A 17,803-nucleotide genomic window follows, 5' to 3' on the forward strand; every position below is an offset into this window, starting at 1 on the left:
TCAGCGAGTTGGCCATGCGCACCATCCTCATCACCGGCTGTTCCTCGGGCATCGGCCACGCCACGGCGCTGGCCTGTCGTAACGCCGGGTGGAGGGTGTTCGCCAGCGCACGCAAGGTGGCCGATGTCGAACGCCTGCAGGCCGAAGGCTTCGAGGCTGTGCAGTTGGACCTGGATGATTCTGCCAGCATCGCCACCGCCCTGGCCTGGGTGCTGAAGCGCAGTGGCGGCGGCCTGGACGCGCTGTTCAACAACGCCGGCTACGGCCAGCCCGGTGCCATCGAGGATCTGCCGCGGCAGGCCTGGCGCGAGCAGTTCGAGAGCAACCTGTTCGGTCCCATCGAGCTGACCGCCGCGGTGCTGCCGATCATGCGCCGTCAGGGTCATGGCCGCATCCTGTTCAACAGCTCGGTGCTCGGCTATGCGGCGCTGCCGCTGCGAGGCGCCTACAACGCCTCCAAGTTCGCCATGGAGGGGCTGGTCGACACCCTGCGTCTGGAGCTGGCCGGCAGCGGCATCAAGGCGGTACTGATCGAGCCGGGGCCGATCATCGCGCGCTTCCGCGCCAACAGCCTGCTGGCCCTGCACAAGCATGTGGACACCGGCCGTGGCGCCCATGCCTCCCGCTACGCGCTGATGGAGGAGCGCCTGGCCAGGGAGGGCGCCGCGGTGAAGTACACCCTGCCGGCCGAGGCGGTGGCCGATGCCGTGCTGCAGGCGCTGGACAGTCGCGTGCCGCGCACCCGCTACCCGGTGACGGTGCCGGCCAGGCTGTTCCGCGTGCTCAACCGTTTGCTGCCGGATCGCCTGCTTGACCGGCTGAAGGCGCGCGCGATGTGAGCGCGGCGGCGCCCTCGCCGAGGCAAAACTTACTGGCAACTAACGCCGTGCTTGTTGTCTACTTGGGCGTCCTTCGGAGTGCCTGTTAGATGATTCGCCGTTACCTCCCGTTCGTATTCGCCCTCAATTTCGCCGCCCCCGCTCTGGCTGCCCCCGAGGGCCAGCAGACCCTGTTCAGCTTCATCAAGCCCACCGATGTGGTGAAGGTCGAGAACCAGGCCGCCAGCTTCCCCGAGTTGACCGCCGAACCCACGCCCGAGGGCGAGGTACTGCGCCGCTACACCTTCAACGCCGCCGATAACCCCAGCCTGCGCCTGAGCCCGCAGAGCGGTGACTGGGACTGGTCCCAGGCCGGCGCCATGAGCCTGCGTCTACAGAACGCCATGGACTGGGCCATCACCCTCGAGGTGCGCATCGAGAGCCGCGACGGCAAAGTGCTGACCAGTCGCATCGCCCTGCCGGCGGGCCCGGCACAGACCCTGCTGGTGCCGCTGGCTGCGACCTCGCCGCGGACCCACGGCATGCGCGCCGCACCGCCGATGCCGGTGAGCGTCGAGGGGCAGCGCGTACTGCTGGCCGAGACGGTGGAAGGCGAACTCACCGCCGCTCAGGTCAGCGCCGTGACCCTGAGCATGAGCAAGCCGGACGCGCCGCAGAGCATCCTTCTCGGCCGCTTCGGGGTGCAGACTGGCGATGCTGCGCAGAAGGCCGTGTACACCGAGATCATCGACGCCTACGGCCAGTACGCCCGCGGCCAGTGGCCCGAAAAGGTCGTCGAGGACCAGCAGCTGCGCGACGGCGCCGGCCGGGAGCGCGAGCAGATCAGGACCTGGCTGGCCGAGCGCCCGCAGCAGGACAAGTTCGGCGGCTGGATCGGCGGCCCGACCTTCGAGGCCAAGGGCTTCTTCCGCACCGAGAAGCGCGACGGCCGCTGGTACCTGGTCACGCCCGAGGGCAATCCTTTCTATTCGCTGGGCGTCAACGCGGTCAGCGCCTGGCAGAGCCAGACCTACGTGGAAGGACGCGAGGGCATGTTCGCCGCGCTGCCCAAGGACGGCGAGCCGCTGGCCGCCTACTACGGCAGCCGCGACAGCCGCAGCAACAGCGGTGCCAGCCGCGGTCGCGCCTTCGATCAGGGGCGCTGGTACGACTTCTACCGCGCCAACCTGCAGCGCAGCTATGCCGAGCCCTGTGCGACGGCGCAACCGCCGCTGGCGGCGACGCCGGCGCCGGCCGAGCTGGCGCCATGCCCGGCCCCGGGCTTCGATGCCGATCGCTGGACCCAGCATTCCCTCGACCGCCTGCAGGCCTGGGGCTTCAACACCCTGGGCAACTGGAGCGACGACACCCTGGGCAAGGCCCAGCGCATGCCGTACAGCATCCCGCTGTCGATCTCCGGTGACTACGCCACCATCAGCACCGGTCACGACTGGTGGGGCGGCATGCCCGATCCGTTCGACCCGCGCTTTGCCATGGCCGCCGAGCGCGCCATCGCCATCGCCACCCGCGACCGTCGCGACGACCCCTGGCTGCTCGGCTTCTTCGCCGACAACGAGCTGGCCTGGGCGGCGCCCGGCACCGATCCGAAATCGCGCTACGCCCTGGCCTACGGCACCCTGCGCCTGACCACTGACGTGCCGGCCAAGCGCGCCTTCCTCAAGCAGCTGCGCGACAAGTACCGCAACCAGAACGGCCTGTCCAAGGCCTGGGGCATCGAGCTCAAGGCCTGGGAGCTGATGGAGGACCCGGGCTTCGAGCCGCCAATGCCGAGCCCCGAGTTCCCGCAGATCGAGAAGGATCTGCAGAACTTCCAGCGCCTGTTCGCCACCACCTACTTCAAGACCATCGCCGACTCGCTGAAGTGGCACTCGCCCAATCACATGCTGCTCGGCGGCCGCTTCGCCATCGCCACGCCGGAGGCCATCGAGGCCTGTGCCCAGTACTGTGACGTGCTCAGCTTCAACTTCTACGTCAAGGAGCCGCAGCACGGCTACGACTTCGCCACCCTGCGGGCGCTGGACAAGCCGCTGATGGTCACCGAGTTCCACTTCGGCTCGCGTGATCGCGGCCCGTTCTGGGGCGGCGTTTCGGAAGTGTACAAAGAAGAGGAGCGCGGCCCGGCCTATGCCCACTTCGTGGCCAAGGCGCTCGAGGAGCCTGCGATCGTCGGTGTGCACTGGTTCCAGTATCTGGACCAGCCGGCTAGCGGCCGCCTGCTCGACGGCGAAAACGGCCATTTCGGCCTGGTCGCCATCACCGACCGGCCCTGGCAGGGCTTCGTCGAGGCGGTGCGCAAGGCCAACCTCGAGGTGCCCAAGCAACTGCTGCCCAAGGTCGAGCCGGCCGAGGCGCAGGCACCAGCCAAACCCTGATTCGCAAGCTCAATGTCCTGCCCGGAGCGCCGCATGGCGCCTTCGGGCGGCAGACCGTTGGTTCGGACCGTCGGTTCGGACCGTTGGTCTGACCGCGTGGCTTGAACAAAGCGCCAGGATTCCCATGCGCAGCCGGTGCTGAAACAATGCCGGCCATTCTGACCCGAGGAGTTACAGGTTGCAGATCCAGGGCCATTTCGACCTGCGCTTCGAAGCGCTCAAAGATGCCTTCGTCGAACTGTTCGACGATCCCCAGGAACGAGGCGCCGCCCTGTGCGTGCAGATCGGCGGCGAAACCGTCGTCGACATCTGGGCCGGCACTACCGACAAGGACGGTGCCGAGGCCTGGCACAGTGATACCATCCTCAACCTGTTTTCCTGCACCAAGACCTTCGCCGCCGTTGCTGCCCTGCAGCTGGTTGAACAGGGCAAGCTGGAGCTGGACGCGCCCGTCTCGCACTGGTGGCCCGAGTTCGCCGCCGCCGGCAAGGAGCGCGTGACCCTGCGCCAGCTGCTCAGCCACCGTGCCGGCTTGCCGGCCCTCCATGCGCCGCTGCCGGCCGAGGCGCTGTACGACTGGCAGCAGATGACCGACGCGCTGGCTGCCGAGCGCCCCTGGTGGACACCGGGCGAGGCCCACGGCTATTCCCCCGTCACCTACGGCTGGCTGGTTGGCGAGCTACTGCGCCGGGTCGACGACCGCGGCCCGGGCGAGTGCATCGTCGAGCGCATCGCCAAGCCCCTGGGCCTGGACTTCCACGTGGGCCTGGCCGACGAGGAGTTCCACCGCGTATCCCACATCGCCCGCAAGAAGGGCGACATGGGTGACGCCGCCGCCCAGCGCCTGCTCAAGCGCATGATGAGCGAGCCGGCGGCGCTGAGCACCCGCGCCTTCGCCAATCCGCCGTCCATCCTTACCAGCACCAACAAGCCGGAATGGCGGCGCATGCAGCAGCCGGCGGCCAACGGCCACGGCAACGCTCGCTCGCTCGCCGGCTTCTACGCGGCGCTGCTGGACGGCCGCCTGCTCGAGCCGGAGCTGCTCGGCGAGATGACCCGTGAACATTCCTGCGGCGAAGACCGCACGCTGTTGACCGCCACCCGCCTGGGCCTGGGCTGCATGCTCGACCAGGCGGACGTGGCCAATGCCACCTACGGCCTGGGCCGCAAGGCCTTCGGTCATCCGGGGGCAGGTGGCTCCGTCGGCTTTGCCGACCCGGAACGCGAGGTCGCCTTTGGCTTCGTCACCAATAGTCTCGGACCATATGTACTGATGGACCCGCGTGCGCAGAAGCTGGCGCGTGCGCTGGGCCAATGCCTGTAACTTGCCTGGGGGAAGATCTGACCATGCATAAGAAAACACTCGTCCTGCTCTGCTGCCTCAGCCTGGCTGCCTGCGCCAACAATTCCGAGAAGAAGGAGGAGGGCACCAGTAGCTGGTGGCCCTTCGGTGGCAGCGACAAGCCGGTAGCCGCGGCCAAGAAGGCGCCGCCTAAGATCGATCACGAGTTAACCAATGCCTGGCTGGACGAATATGAGCCGCGCCTCAAGGCTGCGCTGGCAGACAGCAAGATGGAGCTGGAGCGCCGCGAGAACCTGCTGGTGGTGACCGCCCCCGTGGAAAGCTCTTTCAACCCGGACCGCCCGAGCATGCTGATGCCGGCGGTACTCGGCCCGTTCACCAAGGTCGCCAAGATCCTCGAGACCGACAAGCGCACCGGCGTGTTGATCCTCGGTCATGCGGACAGCTCCGGCCAGGTCGACACCAACCGCAAACTCAGCGAAGACCGCGCCAAGGCGGTGGCCTCGATCTTCCGTCTCAGCGGTCTGCAGCGCGACCGCCTGCTGCTCAAGGGCGTCGGCTCCGACATGCCGCGCGCCGCCAACGACAGCGCCGCCGGCCGCGCCTTGAATCGCCGCGTGGAGATTCTCCTGACCCCGCAGAAGACCCTGGTGGCGTTGCTGGCGCGCTACAACCAGCCGGCGCCGGTGGGCGCCAGCAACCTGCCGGTGGCTCAGGTTGCCGCAGATCAAAAGAAGAAGGACAAGGCCCAGTAAGCTCGCGGCATCATTGAAGAGGATGTGCGCATGAGTCAGACCCTTGCCGATATGCGTCGCGACTACACCCGCGACGGACTCGACGAAGCCCAGGCACCCGCCGAGCCCTCCGCCCTGTTCCGTCACTGGTTCGACGACGCGGTGAAAACCGAGCAGCTGCCGGTCGAGCCCAACGCCATGACCCTGGCCACGGTGGACGAGCAGGGGCGCCCGCATTGCCGGGTGCTGCTGCTAAAGGGCCTGGACGACCGCGGCTTCACCTTCTTCAGCAATTACGAGAGCGCCAAGGGCAACCAACTGGCGGCGCGGCCCTTCGCCGCCATGACCTTCTTCTGGCCGAGCCTGGAGCGCCAGGTGCGCATCGAAGGGCGGGTCGAGAAGGTCTCGGCGCAGGAGTCGGACGCCTACTTCCAGGTCCGCCCGCTGGGCAGTCGCCTGGGCGCCTGGGCCTCGCCGCAGAGCCGGGTGATCGAGAGCCGCGAAGAACTGCAGCGCCTGCTGGCCGAGACCGAGCAGCGCTTCCTCGACCACGCGCCCGAGTGCCCGCCGCACTGGGGCGGCTACCGTCTGCTGCCCGAGCGCATCGAGTTCTGGCAGGGCCGCGCCAGTCGTCTGCACGACCGCCTCAACTACCGTCTGCTCGACGGTGGCTGGCTGCGCGAGCGTCTCGCCCCCTAAACTCTCGCCTCCTTGCGGAGGCTTTCCATGCTCGAACTCGATTCCACCCTGGCGCAGCACATCGTCGACCGCGCCATGGCCATCCTGCCGTACAACATCAATGTCATGGATGCCCAGGGCATGATCATCGGCAGCGGTGATCCACAGCGTCTGCACACCCGCCACGAGGGGGCGCAGCTGGTGCTGGCCAACCGCCGGGTGGTGGAGATCGACGAGCAGGCCGCGGCCTGCCTGCGCGGCGTGCGGCCTGGGGTCAACCTGCCGCTGCTGCATGCCGAACAGCTGATCGGCGTGCTCGGCATCACCGGTGCGCCGGACACCGTAAGGCCCTATGCCGAGCTGGTGCGCATGGCCGCCGAGATGCTGGTGGAGCAGCGCCAGCTGCAGGCCGAGCGGCACTGGCAGCGGCACCAGTTGGAGACCTGGCTGCGCCAGCTGGCCGATACCTCCGTGGGACTCGCCCAGCTGGCCGCCGAGGCCGAGCGCATCGGCCTGCAACTGGCCTGGCCGCGACAACTGGTGCTGCTGGAGCTGACCGAGGAGGGCGATCCTTCCCGTGCGCTCGCCGCATTGGCCGGCAAGGCCGAACAATGCGGCCCGCTCGGCGCACGCCAGCTGCTGCTGTGCCGTCCGCATCTGCCCGGTCGCGACGATGCCGTCTGGCTGAGCCAGCTCGATGGCCGCGGCCTGGGCATCCGCCGGCTGCTGCTCAGCGACGCCCTGCACGATCTTTCCGATCTGCGCGAGGCGGCCCTGGCGCTGCGCGACCTGCAGGCCTACGCCCAGTCCCGCAAGCCCGCCGGGCGCCTGCTGCGGCTCGAGGAGCAACGCCTGCAGGCCCTGCTGCACGGTCGCCGCCACGACTGGTCGCTGCAGCGCTGGCTGGCGCCGCTGCGCCGGGTGCTAGCCCAAGACCCACAGGGCCAGCTGCGCCAGACGCTGCTGGCCTGGTGTCGCCACGACGGCCACCCCCAGGCCTGCGCCGACGACCTCGGCATCCACCGCAACACGCTACGCTATCGTCTGGAAAGGATCGCCGAACTGAGCGGTCTGGACATGACCCGGCGCGACCAGCGCCTGCTGTTCACCTTGGGTCTCGACCTGCTGGACGAGTGACTTGTGCGGATGCACAGAATGAGGGCCGTTGGCGAGGCGTGCTGTACGGCGTTCGCATAGGGATTCCGTGGCCGCCTCGCTCCACAATGGTCGTCCCTAATAACAACAACGAGGAATAGGCCATGCTCCTGGTCCTGATTCTGGTGGCGCTGATCGCGTTCATCGTGCTGTCCACCACCCGCCTCAAACTGCATCCCTTCCTGGCTCTGCTCGCCGCCGCCTTCATCGCCGGCTTCGCCTACCAACTGCCCAGCGCGGACATCGTCAAGACCATCACCGGTGGCTTCGGCAGCATCCTCGGCTACATCGGCATCGTCATCGTCCTCGGCACCGTCATTGGGGTGATCCTCGAGCGCAGCGGTGCGGCCATCACCATGGCCGAAACGGTGATCAAGCTGCTCGGCGAGCGCTTCCCGACCCTGACCATATCGATCATCGGCTACCTGGTGTCGATCCCGGTGTTCTGCGACTCCGGCTACGTCATCCTCAACTCGCTGAAGAACGCCCTGGCCGCGCGGATGAAGATTTCCGTGGTGGCGATGAGCGTGGCCCTGGCCACCGGCCTCTACGCCACCCACACCTTCGTGCCGCCGACGCCCGGCCCCATCGCCGCCGCCGGCAACCTGGGTCTGGACGCCAGCCTCGGCCTGGTGATCGCCGTCGGCCTGTTCGTCGCCTTTATCACCGCGCTGGCCGGCATGTGGTGGGCCAACCGCTTCATCGGCAAGGACATCGCGCTCGAGGACGACGGCCTGCCGCTGCCGGCCGCCGAAGACTTCGCCGAGCTGAAGGCGCGCTACGGCAAGCTGCCGACCGCCTTCCAGGCATTCGCGCCGATCTTCGTGCCGATCCTGCTGATCTGCCTGGGCTCGATCGCCGTGTTCCCCAGCAAGCCGCTGGGTGATGGCTTCGTGCTCACCGCGCTGAGCTTCCTCGGTCAGCCGGTGGTGGCGCTGCTGGTCGGCCTGGCGCTGGCCTGCACCCTGCTCAAGAGCGACGACAAGCGCAAGGAGTTCCATGATCACGTGGTCGAGGGCCTGGTACAGGCCGCGCCGATCTTGCTGATCACCGGTGCCGGCGGTGCCTTCGGCGCGGTGCTCAAGGTCACCCCGCTGGGCGACTACCTGGGCAACACCCTGTCCGCACTCGGCATCGGCCTGTTCATGCCGTTCGTGGTGGCCGCCGCGCTGAAGAGCGCCCAGGGCTCGACCACCGTTGCGCTGGTCACCACCTCGGCGCTCGTCGCCCCGATGCTCGGCCAGCTCGGCCTGGACAGCGAGATGGGCCGCGTGCTCACTGTGATGGCCATCGGCGCGGGCGCCATGACCGTGTCCCACGCCAACGACAGCTTCTTCTGGGTCGTCACCCAGTTCAGCCGTATGCCGGTGGCCGTGGCCTACCGCGCCCAGACCATGGCCACCCTCATCCAGGGCCTGGCCGGCATCATCACCGTCTGGCTGCTCAGCCTGGTCCTGCTGTAATGCACAGCGGCGCCTCGGGCGCCGCTTCGCTCGAAGGTTTTTCATGAAGATCGTCATCGCTCCCGACTCCTTCAAGGAGAGTCTGTCCGCGCCCGACGTGGCCGCTGCCATCGCCCGCGGCTGGACGCAGGTGTTCCCCGACGCCGAAGTGTTGCTGCGGCCCATGGCCGATGGCGGCGAAGGCACGGTCGACGCGGTGCTGGCCGCCACCGGTGGTGAGCGCCGCGAACTGACGGTACGCGGCCCGCTGGGCGAGCCGGTACTGGCCCACTGGGGCTGGCTGGGCGACGCCTCTGCGGTGCTGGAGATGGCCGCCGCCAGCGGCCTGCACTGGGTGCCGCGCGAGCGCCGCGACGCTACCGTGACCACCAGCTACGGCACCGGCGAACTGATTCGTGCGGCGCTGGATGCCGGTGCAAATCGCATCATCCTCGGCCTCGGCGGCAGCGCCACCAACGATGGTGGTGTCGGCCTGCTGCAGGCGCTCGGCGTGCGCTTTCTCGACGCCGACGAGCGCGAGCTGCCGCCCGGTGGCGCGGCGCTGGCACGCCTGGCGCGCATCGATGTGGCGCAGATGGACCCGCGCCTGTTGCAGGCGAAGGTGGAAATTGCCGCCGACGTCGACAACCCGCTGTGCGGCCCAAAGGGCGCCTCCGCGGTCTTCGGCCCGCAGAAGGGCGCCAGCCCGCAGCAGGTCGAACTGCTGGACGCAGCGCTGGGGTGCTACGCCCGTGTGGCAGCCGCCACGCTGGGTGAGGATCACAGCGGTGTGCCGGGCGTGGGCGCGGCCGGCGGCCTCGGTTTCGCCGCCAAGGCCTTCCTGCATGCGAGCTTCCGCCCGGGCATCGAGCTGGTGGCCGAGCTGTCGGGCCTGGCCGAGGCGGTGCAGGACGCCGACCTGGTGATCACCGGCGAGGGCCGTCTGGATTCGCAGAGCCTGCACGGCAAGACGCCGATCGGTGTGGCCCGCGTGGCCCGCGCCGCCGGCGTGCCGGTCATCGCCTTGGCCGGCAGTCTGGGTGAGGGTTATCAGGCGGTCTACGAGGCCGGCATCGAGGCGGCTTTCAGCCTGACGTCCGGCCCGCAAAGCCTGGAGCAGGCCATGCACGGCGCGGCCGGCGAGCTGCAGGCGCGGGCCTGCGACCTGGCGCGCATCTGGCGCTTGGCGCGCGGCTAGCTTCGGCGCTGCAGATATTCGCAGGCGGCCTGGTGCAGCCACTCGTCCAGCTGTCCGCGACGCACGCCGCTGGCCTTGGCCTCGGCCAGGCGTTCCAGCATGTAGCGCTGCATCGCCGGGTCGCCGGCCGCCATGGACAGCGCCAGGTCCCGCTCCATCCAGCGGCGGATGCGCACGTAGAGCCACCAGTGGAAGTACAGGCCTGCCACCGTGGTGATGGCGACGATGAAATAGTCCATGGCGCGATTCTCGAGGGTACCGGCGTTCATCCTGCGCCGCTCGGGCAGCGCTGCACACCAGGCCCGATGTCGCACCCACGGGGCCGAAGCGGCATCGCGGGTGACAGGCGGGCAACGTCGCGGTCTAATGGGCACAGCCCCCTATGGAGAGAACCCCATGCGTAATACCCAGCTGTTGGCCGCTTCCTTCGTCGCACTGAGCCTGGTCCTGGGCGGCTGCGCCTCCAACCTCAGCGGCGATACCTATAGCCGCGACGAGGCGCGCAAGGTGCAGACCGTGCGCCTGGGCACCATCGAGATGCTGCGCCCGGTGAAGATCGAAGGCACCAAGACCCCGATCGGCGCAGGCGCCGGTGCGGTGATCGGCGGTGTGGGCGGTAGCGCCGTCGGCGGTGGCCGCGGTGCCGCGGTGGCGGCGGTGATCGGCGCGGTGGCCGGCGGCCTGCTCGGCGCGGCTACCGAGGAGGGCATGACCCGCACCCAGGGCGTGGAGATCACCGTACGCGAGGACGACGGCACCCTGCGCGCCTATGTCCAGCAGGTGCAGCAGAACGAGGTCTTCCGCGTCGGCGAGCGCGTGCGCATCCTGACCGTCGACGGCACCAGCCGCGTCGCGCACTGACCCCCCATCACGGCTCGGCGATCACCGGGCCGTTCTCGACCAGGGAAGGGTGCCATGAAGGCAAGGCTGCTCTCGTCCGCCGTACTGATCCTGTTCTCGGCATACACGCTGCTGGTCATGCTCCAGGCCGAGCAATCGCTGTGGCAATTCGGCCAGCAGCTGATGTCGAGCCCGGACACCGCGCAGGTCGTCATCGATCTCTATCTGCTCGCCGCGCTGGCCTGCGTGTGGATGTATCACGACAACAAGGCGCGCCAGCGATCGGCGCTGTCATTGCTCCCGTACTTCCTGATCACCGCCGTCTTCGCCTCCATCGGGCCGTTGCTGTATCTGGCGCTGCGAGGCCCGGGCAAGCGGGTCGGACATGCGGAATGAGCCGGCACCGAGCGCCTGATCCTGGCGTAATCGACGCCATCCCCGACCTCTATAGGGCCGTGCGAAGTGCCTTTCCGGAGATGGCTGCCAAGGCCGACCGCGACTACTTCGAGCAGTGGGGCGAGCGGCTGCCCGAAGACGAGTACTCATGGTTCCAGAGCCTGGCCAACGCGCTCAATGCACAGATGCGCAAGCGTGTTGCCGCCGCCGATCATCGGGCCTTATTCGAGTTCATCAACAGGGCTTTGCGAGATTGCAGCGCGGAAGTGGCCCGCTGTATTGATGTCTCGTTTGTCGAAAAATCTGTTCTGGCAGGTGCCGACAGACCAGGCTCAGGGCTATTGGCAGCAACTGCCGGGCCCTCTCAAGCAGTTGTATCTGCAATTTCACAATCGACCGCCGGCCTGAGTCCCCGACCGGCCCGGCTGGGCTCTGCCAGGGAGGTCGCCAATGTCCGGTCTGCTGAGAAATATCCTCGCGTTCTTCCTGGGCCTGCGCGGTTATGCCAGCCGGGCGGCGACCGACAGCGTGGAGACGGGGTTCTGGGTCACGCCGTTCGATTCCGGCGTGCGGGTGCTGAAGAGCGACAAGTACCTGCAGTACGCCGAGACGGCGCAGCTGGACTATTTGCTCAAGGTCGGGCGCTTCTTCGCCGTGCTGCGCAGCGGCGCCGGCTTCGTCAACCTCGCGCAGCAGGTGCGCTTCCTGCGCCCGGTGCCGCTGTTCAGCCGGGTGCGGGTCGAGACGCGACTGCTCTTCGCCGACGACAACTGCGCCTATTTCCTCCATGCACTGCGCGTGCGTGAGGACCTGGCGGCGGAGGTGCTGGTGAAGATGAAGTTCAAGCAGGGCGGTCGCACCCTGGCGCCATCGACCTTCCTGGCATTCGACTTCGCCACGGTGCCGGAGCGGATACGCAGCTGGGAATCGTCCCTGCAAGCCCCTTGATCGAGTGGGCACTTTCTCGCCGGCTTCTGATCTATCCTCGGCTTGGAGCGAGTGCTCCGAGCATAATGTAATAATTTATCTATGACTTAGTTCTGATAGTTATGGATAATCGTGCCGCGCTGTCGCCGACAGAGGCCGAGGACGATCAGATTTTGCTCATCCGCACGCGGAGGGGCCCGGATAGGGGAGATGCATGGAGCTACTGCTCATTGTCGGACTGCCGTTTCTCGGCGCCTTGCTTCCCCTTCTGTTCGAACGCCATGGTCGCCTGGGCTGCAGCCTTGCCGCCGCCGTGGCGCCGTTGCTCGGCCTGGGTCTGCTGCTGTGGCAGGCGCCGCGGGTGTTCGTCGGCGAGCTTCTGGTGGTGTCGCAGCCCTGGCTGAGCGAGCTGGGCTTCAACCTGTCCCTGCGCCTCGACGGCCTGGCCTTTCTCTTCGCCTTGCTGATTCTCGGCATCGGCTCGCTGGTCATCCTCTACGCCCGCTACTACCTGTCGACGCGCGAGCCGATGGGGCGCTTCTTCGCCTACCTGCTGCTGTTCATGGGCGCCATGCTCGGCGTGGTGCTGTCGGAAAACCTGCTGCTGATGCTGACGTTCTGGGAGCTGACCAGCCTGTCGTCGTTCCTGCTGATCGGCTTCTGGGGCAAGCGCGGCGACGCTCGCAAGGGCGCGCGCATGGCCCTGGCGGTGACCGGTGGCGGCGGCTTGGCGCTGCTGGCGGGCATCCTGCTGATCGGTCACATCGTCGGCAGCTTCGAGCTCAGCGACGTGCTGGCATCCGGCGACCTGATCCGCGCCCATGCCCTGTATCCGCTGGCGCTGGTGCTGGTGCTGGTGGGCGCCTTCACCAAGTCGGCGCAGTTTCCCTTCCATTTCTGGCTGCCCCACGCCATGTCGGCACCGACGCCGGTGTCGGCCTATCTGCACTCGGCGACCATGGTCAAGGCCGGTGTCTTCCTGCTGGCGCGTCTGTATCCGGCGCTGGCGGGCTCCGACCTGTGGTTCGAGCTGGTCGTCCCCGTCGGCCTGGCGACCCTGCTGATCGGCGCGATCACGGCGCTGTTCCAGCATGACCTCAAGGGGCTGCTGGCCTACTCGACCATCAGCCACCTGGGCCTGATCGTTCTGCTGCTGGGCCTGGACTCGCCGTTGTCCAACGTCGCCGCGGTGTTCCACATCATCAACCACGCCACCTTCAAGGCCTCGCTGTTCATGGCCGCGGGGATCATCGACCACGAGACCGGCAGCCGCGACATGCGCCGCATCAACGGGCTGTGGAAGTACATGCCGCACACCGCGGTACTGGCCATGGTGGCTTCCTCGGCCATGGCCGGCGTGCCGCTGCTCAACGGCTTCCTGAGCAAGGAGATGTTCTTCGGCGAGGCGGTCGAGCACGCCCAGGCCGGCAACCTGCTGCACTGGATGATCCCGGCGGCGGCGGTTCTGGCGGGGGTGTTCTCGGTGGCCTACTCGCTGCGCTTCATTCACGACGTGTTCTTCAACGGCGAGCCGATCGACCTGCCCAAACACCCGCCTCATGAGCCGCCGCGCTACATGAAACTGCCGGTCGAAGTGCTGGTGTTCCTCTGCCTGCTGGTGGGCATGCTGCCGGGCTACACCATCGCGCCGCTGCTGGCGGTGGCGTCGGCGGCCAGCCTGGGCGGCGAGCTGCCGGCGTACAGCCTGGCGATCTGGCACGGCTTCAACACGCCGCTCGCGATGAGCTTCGCGGCGCTGGTAGGCGGCGTGCTGGTCTACCTCGGGCGCAAACCGCTGTTCCGTCGCTACGAGCGCATGCGCGAACTGGACGCCAAGCTGGTGTTCGAGGCCGCCATCCAGCGCCTGGTCGCGGTCGCCGCCTGGCTCACCGAGCGGCTGGAAAACGGCTCGCTGCAGCGCTACCTGGTGCTGCTCCTGCTCAGTGCCTTGGGCCTGACGATCCATGCCCTGGCGCCGCTGACCGAGCTGACCGGCTCCCGCGGGCTGAGCCCCTTCGATCCGTTCACCGCACTGTGCATGGCGCTGCTGGCGGCGAGCGGTCTGTTCACCGCCGTGCTGCATCGCCAGCGCATGGTGGCGCTGTTGGTGCTCGGCGTCGGCGGCATGCTGGTGGCGCTGGCGTTCGCCCGTTTCTCCGCGCCGGATCTGGCACTGACCCAGCTGGTGGTGGAAGTGGTGACCATCATCCTGCTGATGCTGGCGCTCTATTACCTGCCGTCGCGCACACGGCGCGAGAGCACCCTGCTGCGCCTGGCGCGCGACCTGCTGGTCGCCGCCGGCTGCGGTGCGATGGTCGCGGTGCTGGCCTTCGCGGTGCTTACGCGGCCATACGACACCGGCCTCGCCGAGTTCTTCCTGGCCAACAGCGTCAGCGGCGGGGGAGGCACCAACGCGGTCAACGTCATCCTGGTGGACTTCCGCGGCTTCGATACCTTCGGCGAGATCACCGTGCTGGCCATCGCCGCCGTGGGCGTCTTCGCCATGCTCCACGGCCTGCGGCTGACCAATCCCACCTGCGATCCCCAGGGACGGCGCTGGGCCTGGGCGAAGAACCCGCTGATCCTGATGACCCTGTCGCGCCTGCTGCTGCCGCTGGCCCTGCTGATCTCGGCGTTCATCTTCCTGCGCGGACACAACCTGCCGGGCGGCGGCTTCATCGCCGGCCTGGTCACCGCCGTGGCGCTCGCCCTGCAGTACATCGCTAACGGCCTGGAATGGATGGACCAGCGCCTGCGCCTGAACTACCAGCGCATCGCCGGTTTCGGCGTGCTGATCGCCGGTCTTACCGGGCTCGGCAGCTGGGCCTTCGGCCGCCCCTTCCTGACGTCCGCCTTCGGCCACTTCGAGCTGCCGCTGGTGGGTGAATTCGAACTGGCTACCGCGATGCTCTTCGACCTGGGCGTCTACCTCACGGTGGTCGGCGCCACCCTGCTGGTACTGGTCAACCTGGGACGGCTCAGCCTGGCGCCGCCAGCGAGCGAGGAGATTCACTGATGGAAGCGCTGTTCGCCCTGACCCTGGGCCTGCTCACCGCCAGCGGCGTGTACCTGCTGCTGCGCGCCCGCACCTTTCCGGTGGTGCTCGGCCTGACGTTGTTGTCCTACGCGGTCAACCTGTTCCTCTTCGCCATGGGCCGCCTGAGTGGTGACGTGGCGGTGCTGGGCCTGAGCCAGGCTCCGGCCGATCCGCTGCCCCAGGCACTGGTGCTGACGGCCATCGTCATCGGCTTCGCCATGACCGCCTTCGTCGTGGTCCTGGCCCTGCGCGGTGTGGCCGACCTGGGCAACGACCACGTCGACGGCCGTGCCGATGAGGAGCGGGCGCCTTGAACCACCTGCTCATCCTACCGATCCTGCTGCCACTGATGTGTGGCGCGCTGCTGCTGGTATTGCCGTCCCGCGAATGGCTCAAGCGCGCGTTGTCGATGCTCGCCACCCTGGCCTTGGTGCCTCTTGCGGTCGTTCTGCTGCTGCAGGCAGGCGATGGCCAGCTGCACGTCTACGCGCTCGGCGACTGGCGTCCGCCCTTCGGCATCGTGCTGCTGCTCGACCGTCTCTCTGCGCTATTGCTGCTGGTCGCGGCGGTGCTCGGCAGCGCCGTGGCGCTGTATGCCCTGCGCGGCGACGACCGTCTGGGGCCGCGCTTCCACGCGCTGTTGCAGTTCCAGTTGCTGGGCATCAACGGCTCGTTCCTCACCGGCGATCTGTTCAACCTGTTCGTGTTCTTCGAGATCCTGCTGATCGCCTCCTATGCTCTGCTGCTGCACGGCAGCGGTGCGGAGCGGGTGAGGGCGGGGCTGCATTACGTGGTCCTCAACCTGACCGGCTCGGCGCTGTTTCTCATCGCCCTGGGCCTGATCTATGGCGTCAGCGGCACGCTGAACATGGCGGATCTGTCCGCGCGGGTCGCCACCGCCAGCGGCGACCAGGTGCCGCTGCTGGCCGCGGCCGGGCTGCTCCTGCTGCTGGTGTTCGCGCTCAAGGCGGCGCTATTGCCGTTGTACTTCTGGCTGCCGCGGGCCTATGCGGCAGCCAGCGCGCCGGTGGCGGCGCTGTTCGCCATCATGACCAAGGTCGGCATCTACGCCGTGCTGCGGGTCTGCACCCTGGTTTTCGGTGACGGCGCCGGCGAGCTGGCCAACCTGGCCCAGGCCTGGCTCTGGCCGCTGGCGCTGGCCACCGTGGCCCTCGGCGCCCTCGGTGCGCTGGCCGCGCAGGACCTGCGTCTGCTGATCGCCTACCTGGTGCTGGTGTCCGCCGGTACGCTGCTGGCCGCTGTCGCCGCCGGCTCGCCAGAGGCCCACGCCGCCGCGCTCTATTACCTGCTGCACAGCACCTGGGTGGCCGGTGGGCTGTTCCTGCTCGCCGACCTCATCGCGCGCCAGCGCGGCAGCAAGGGTTCGGCGCTGGTGCCAGGCGCGGCGCTGGAGCATCCGGCCCTGCTCGGCGCGCTGTTCTTCTTCGGCGCCGTGGCCGTGGTGGGCTTGCCGCCGCTGTCCGGCTTCCTCGGCAAGCTGTTGCTGCTGAAAGCGGTGCCGTCCGTGGCGCTGTGGACGGTGCTGCTGCTCGCCGGCTTCGCCACACTGATCGCCTTCAGCCGTGCCGGCAGCACGCTGTTCTGGCGAGTCGGCCTGAGCAGCCTGGACAGCGCCGAGCTGGACATCGGCCGCCTCGGTGCGACCCTCTTGTTGCTGGCCAGCGCGGTGCTGCTGGTGGTGCTGGCCGACCCGCTGCTGGACTACGCCACCGCCGCCGCGGCCCAGTTGCATGATCTCGGACCCTACCGGGCGATCCTCAAGGAGGGCGCGCCATGAGCCGACTGCTGCCTCACCCGGCGCAGAGCCTTCTGCTGCTGCTGACCTGGCTGCTGCTGGTCGACTCCATCGCCTTCGGCCAGTGGCTGTTGGGCGGTGTGCTGGCGGTGATCATCCCGCTGGCCTGCAACCGCCTGCTGATCGAGCATCCGCATGGCTGGAAGCCGCTCAAGATGGCGCGCTTCCTCGGCATGGTGGTGGTCGACATCCTTATCGCCAACTTCCAGGTGGCGCGCCTGACCCTGGGGCCGGTGAAGAAGCTGCGCCCGGCCTTCATCGAGGTGCCTATCGATCTGGACAACGAGCTGGCCATCAGCGTGCTGGTCAGCGTGGTGTCGCTGACCCCCGGCTCGCTGGCCGCCGACCTCAGCCTGGATCGCCGTACCCTGCTGGTCCACGGCCTCGATGTGCCGGACCCGCAGGCGATGATCGACGAGCTGAAACTGCGCTACGAGGCGCCGCTGAAGGAGATCTTCCCATGCTCGCCTATGTGATTCCGCTGTGCCTGACCCTGCTCGGCCTGGCCCTGCTGCTGGCCACCGCGCGCCTGGTCAAGGGCCCCAGCCTGCCGGACCGGGCACTGGCGCTGGACACCCTGTACATCAACGCCATCACGCTGATCATCCTGTACGGCATCTGGAAGGGCAGCGAGTTGTTCTTCGAGGTCGCGTTGCTAATCGCCGTGCTCGGCTTCGTCAGTACCGTGGCGGTGGCCAAGTACATGCTGCGAGGAGACATCATCGAATGAGCCTGTGGCTGGAAATCCTCATCTCCGCGCTGCTGCTGCTCGGCAGCGGCTTCGTCCTGATCGGCTCCCTCGGTCTGTATCGCCTGCCGGACTTCTTCACCCGCCTGCACGGGCCGACCAAGGCCACCACCTTGGGCGTCGGCGCCATGGTGGTGGGCTCGCTGATCTTCTTCAGCGCTGGCGAGAAGGGCCTGAGCCTGCACGAACTGCTGATCAGCCTGTTCCTGTTTATCAGCGCCCCGGTCAGCGCCTACATGCTGGCCAAGGCGGCGGTGCTGCAGGAGCTGCCGCTGGAGCCGAAGACGCGCGGCAAGCCTTGGGAACAGTAAGCCGCCT

General features: G+C 68.0%; 17 protein-coding genes and 2 pseudogenes. 18 read left to right on the forward strand and 1 reads right to left on the reverse strand.

Going from position 1 to position 17,803, the window contains the following annotated elements; translation table 11 throughout:
* The first annotated feature begins 14 nt into the window (after positions 1 to 14).
* The 8 genes and pseudogenes from NF616_RS14440 to NF616_RS14475 all read left to right on the forward strand — a co-directional run bounded on the left by NF616_RS14440 (position 15) and on the right by NF616_RS14475 (position 9,721).
* Entirely contained in the window at positions 15 to 839 is an 825-nt protein-coding gene (locus tag NF616_RS14440; protein ID WP_252273990.1) for an SDR family NAD(P)-dependent oxidoreductase, read from the forward strand.
* Between the two features lie 89 nt (positions 840 to 928).
* Positions 929 to 3,211, forward strand: a complete 2,283-nt coding sequence (locus tag NF616_RS14445; RefSeq protein ID WP_252273991.1) for a beta-agarase — start codon at positions 929 to 931, stop codon at positions 3,209 to 3,211.
* A 178-nt stretch (positions 3,212 to 3,389) separates the two neighbouring features.
* Entirely contained in the window at positions 3,390 to 4,535 is a 1,146-nt protein-coding gene (locus NF616_RS14450) for a serine hydrolase domain-containing protein (protein WP_252273992.1), read from the forward strand.
* Between the two features lie 23 nt (positions 4,536 to 4,558).
* Positions 4,559 to 5,251: pseudogene (locus tag NF616_RS14455) on the forward strand (OmpA family protein); the annotation flags it as partial.
* A gap of 48 nt (positions 5,252 to 5,299) precedes the next feature.
* A complete protein-coding gene (gene pdxH / locus NF616_RS14460) occupies positions 5,300 to 5,947 on the forward strand; it encodes a pyridoxamine 5'-phosphate oxidase (protein WP_252273994.1) in 648 nt (215 codons plus the stop codon).
* A gap of 27 nt (positions 5,948 to 5,974) precedes the next feature.
* Entirely contained in the window at positions 5,975 to 7,063 is a 1,089-nt protein-coding gene (locus NF616_RS14465) for a sugar diacid recognition domain-containing protein (RefSeq protein ID WP_252273995.1), read from the forward strand.
* A gap of 122 nt (positions 7,064 to 7,185) precedes the next feature.
* The gene (locus NF616_RS14470) at positions 7,186 to 8,544 is read left to right on the forward strand and encodes a GntP family permease (RefSeq protein WP_252273996.1); all 1,359 of its coding nucleotides are present in this window, start codon (positions 7,186 to 7,188) and stop codon (positions 8,542 to 8,544) included.
* A gap of 43 nt (positions 8,545 to 8,587) precedes the next feature.
* Entirely contained in the window at positions 8,588 to 9,721 is a 1,134-nt protein-coding gene (locus NF616_RS14475) for a glycerate kinase (protein WP_252273997.1), read from the forward strand.
* Here the strand turns inward: NF616_RS14475 and NF616_RS14480 are convergent.
* On the reverse strand, positions 9,718 to 9,960 hold the full coding sequence (locus NF616_RS14480; protein WP_252274162.1) for a hypothetical protein: 243 nt from the start codon (positions 9,958 to 9,960) through the stop codon (positions 9,718 to 9,720). The genes NF616_RS14475 and NF616_RS14480 overlap by 4 nt on opposite strands.
* 157 nt (positions 9,961 to 10,117) lie before the next feature.
* Between NF616_RS14480 and NF616_RS14485 the strand changes: the two genes are divergently transcribed.
* The 10 genes and pseudogenes from NF616_RS14485 (at position 10,118) to NF616_RS14525 (ending at position 17,796) form a co-directional block, all read left to right on the forward strand.
* A complete protein-coding gene (locus tag NF616_RS14485; RefSeq protein ID WP_252273998.1) occupies positions 10,118 to 10,582 on the forward strand; it encodes an outer membrane lipoprotein in 465 nt (154 codons plus the stop codon).
* Positions 10,583 to 10,636: 54 nt separating this feature from the next.
* Positions 10,637 to 10,957 (forward strand): DUF2834 domain-containing protein, encoded by a 321-nt coding sequence (locus NF616_RS14490; RefSeq protein ID WP_252273999.1) that lies wholly within the window; start codon positions 10,637 to 10,639, stop codon positions 10,955 to 10,957.
* Positions 10,954 to 11,247: pseudogene (locus NF616_RS21440) on the forward strand (DUF7674 family protein); the annotation flags it as partial. The gene NF616_RS14490 and the pseudogene NF616_RS21440, both read left to right, overlap by 4 nt.
* 160 nt (positions 11,248 to 11,407) lie before the next feature.
* A complete protein-coding gene (locus NF616_RS14495) occupies positions 11,408 to 11,905 on the forward strand; it encodes a thioesterase family protein (protein ID WP_252274000.1) in 498 nt (165 codons plus the stop codon).
* A 193-nt stretch (positions 11,906 to 12,098) separates the two neighbouring features.
* Positions 12,099 to 14,900, forward strand: a complete 2,802-nt coding sequence (locus NF616_RS14500) for a monovalent cation/H+ antiporter subunit A (RefSeq protein WP_252274001.1) — start codon at positions 12,099 to 12,101, stop codon at positions 14,898 to 14,900.
* Positions 14,900 to 15,235 carry a Na+/H+ antiporter subunit C gene (locus NF616_RS14505; RefSeq protein ID WP_252274002.1) on the forward strand — a complete coding sequence of 112 codons (336 nt, stop codon included), beginning with the start codon at positions 14,900 to 14,902 and terminating at the stop codon, positions 15,233 to 15,235. The genes NF616_RS14500 and NF616_RS14505 overlap by 1 nt, the downstream gene beginning before the upstream one ends.
* Positions 15,232 to 16,719 (forward strand): monovalent cation/H+ antiporter subunit D, encoded by a 1,488-nt coding sequence (locus NF616_RS14510; protein ID WP_252274003.1) that lies wholly within the window; start codon positions 15,232 to 15,234, stop codon positions 16,717 to 16,719. The genes NF616_RS14505 and NF616_RS14510 overlap by 4 nt, the downstream gene beginning before the upstream one ends.
* Positions 16,716 to 17,213 carry a Na+/H+ antiporter subunit E gene (locus NF616_RS14515; RefSeq protein WP_252274004.1) on the forward strand — a complete coding sequence of 166 codons (498 nt, stop codon included), beginning with the start codon at positions 16,716 to 16,718 and terminating at the stop codon, positions 17,211 to 17,213. The genes NF616_RS14510 and NF616_RS14515 overlap by 4 nt, the downstream gene beginning before the upstream one ends.
* On the forward strand, positions 17,198 to 17,467 hold the full coding sequence (locus tag NF616_RS14520; RefSeq protein ID WP_252274005.1) for a K+/H+ antiporter subunit F: 270 nt from the start codon (positions 17,198 to 17,200) through the stop codon (positions 17,465 to 17,467). The genes NF616_RS14515 and NF616_RS14520 overlap by 16 nt, the downstream gene beginning before the upstream one ends.
* Entirely contained in the window at positions 17,464 to 17,796 is a 333-nt protein-coding gene (locus NF616_RS14525; RefSeq protein ID WP_252274006.1) for a Na+/H+ antiporter subunit G, read from the forward strand. The genes NF616_RS14520 and NF616_RS14525 overlap by 4 nt, the downstream gene beginning before the upstream one ends.
* Positions 17,797 to 17,803 lie beyond the last annotated feature (7 nt).

Origin of the sequence: Pseudomonas subflava (assembly GCF_023823685.1) — a bacterium.
GTDB classification, from domain to species: domain Bacteria; phylum Pseudomonadota; class Gammaproteobacteria; order Pseudomonadales; family Pseudomonadaceae; genus Aquipseudomonas; species Aquipseudomonas subflava.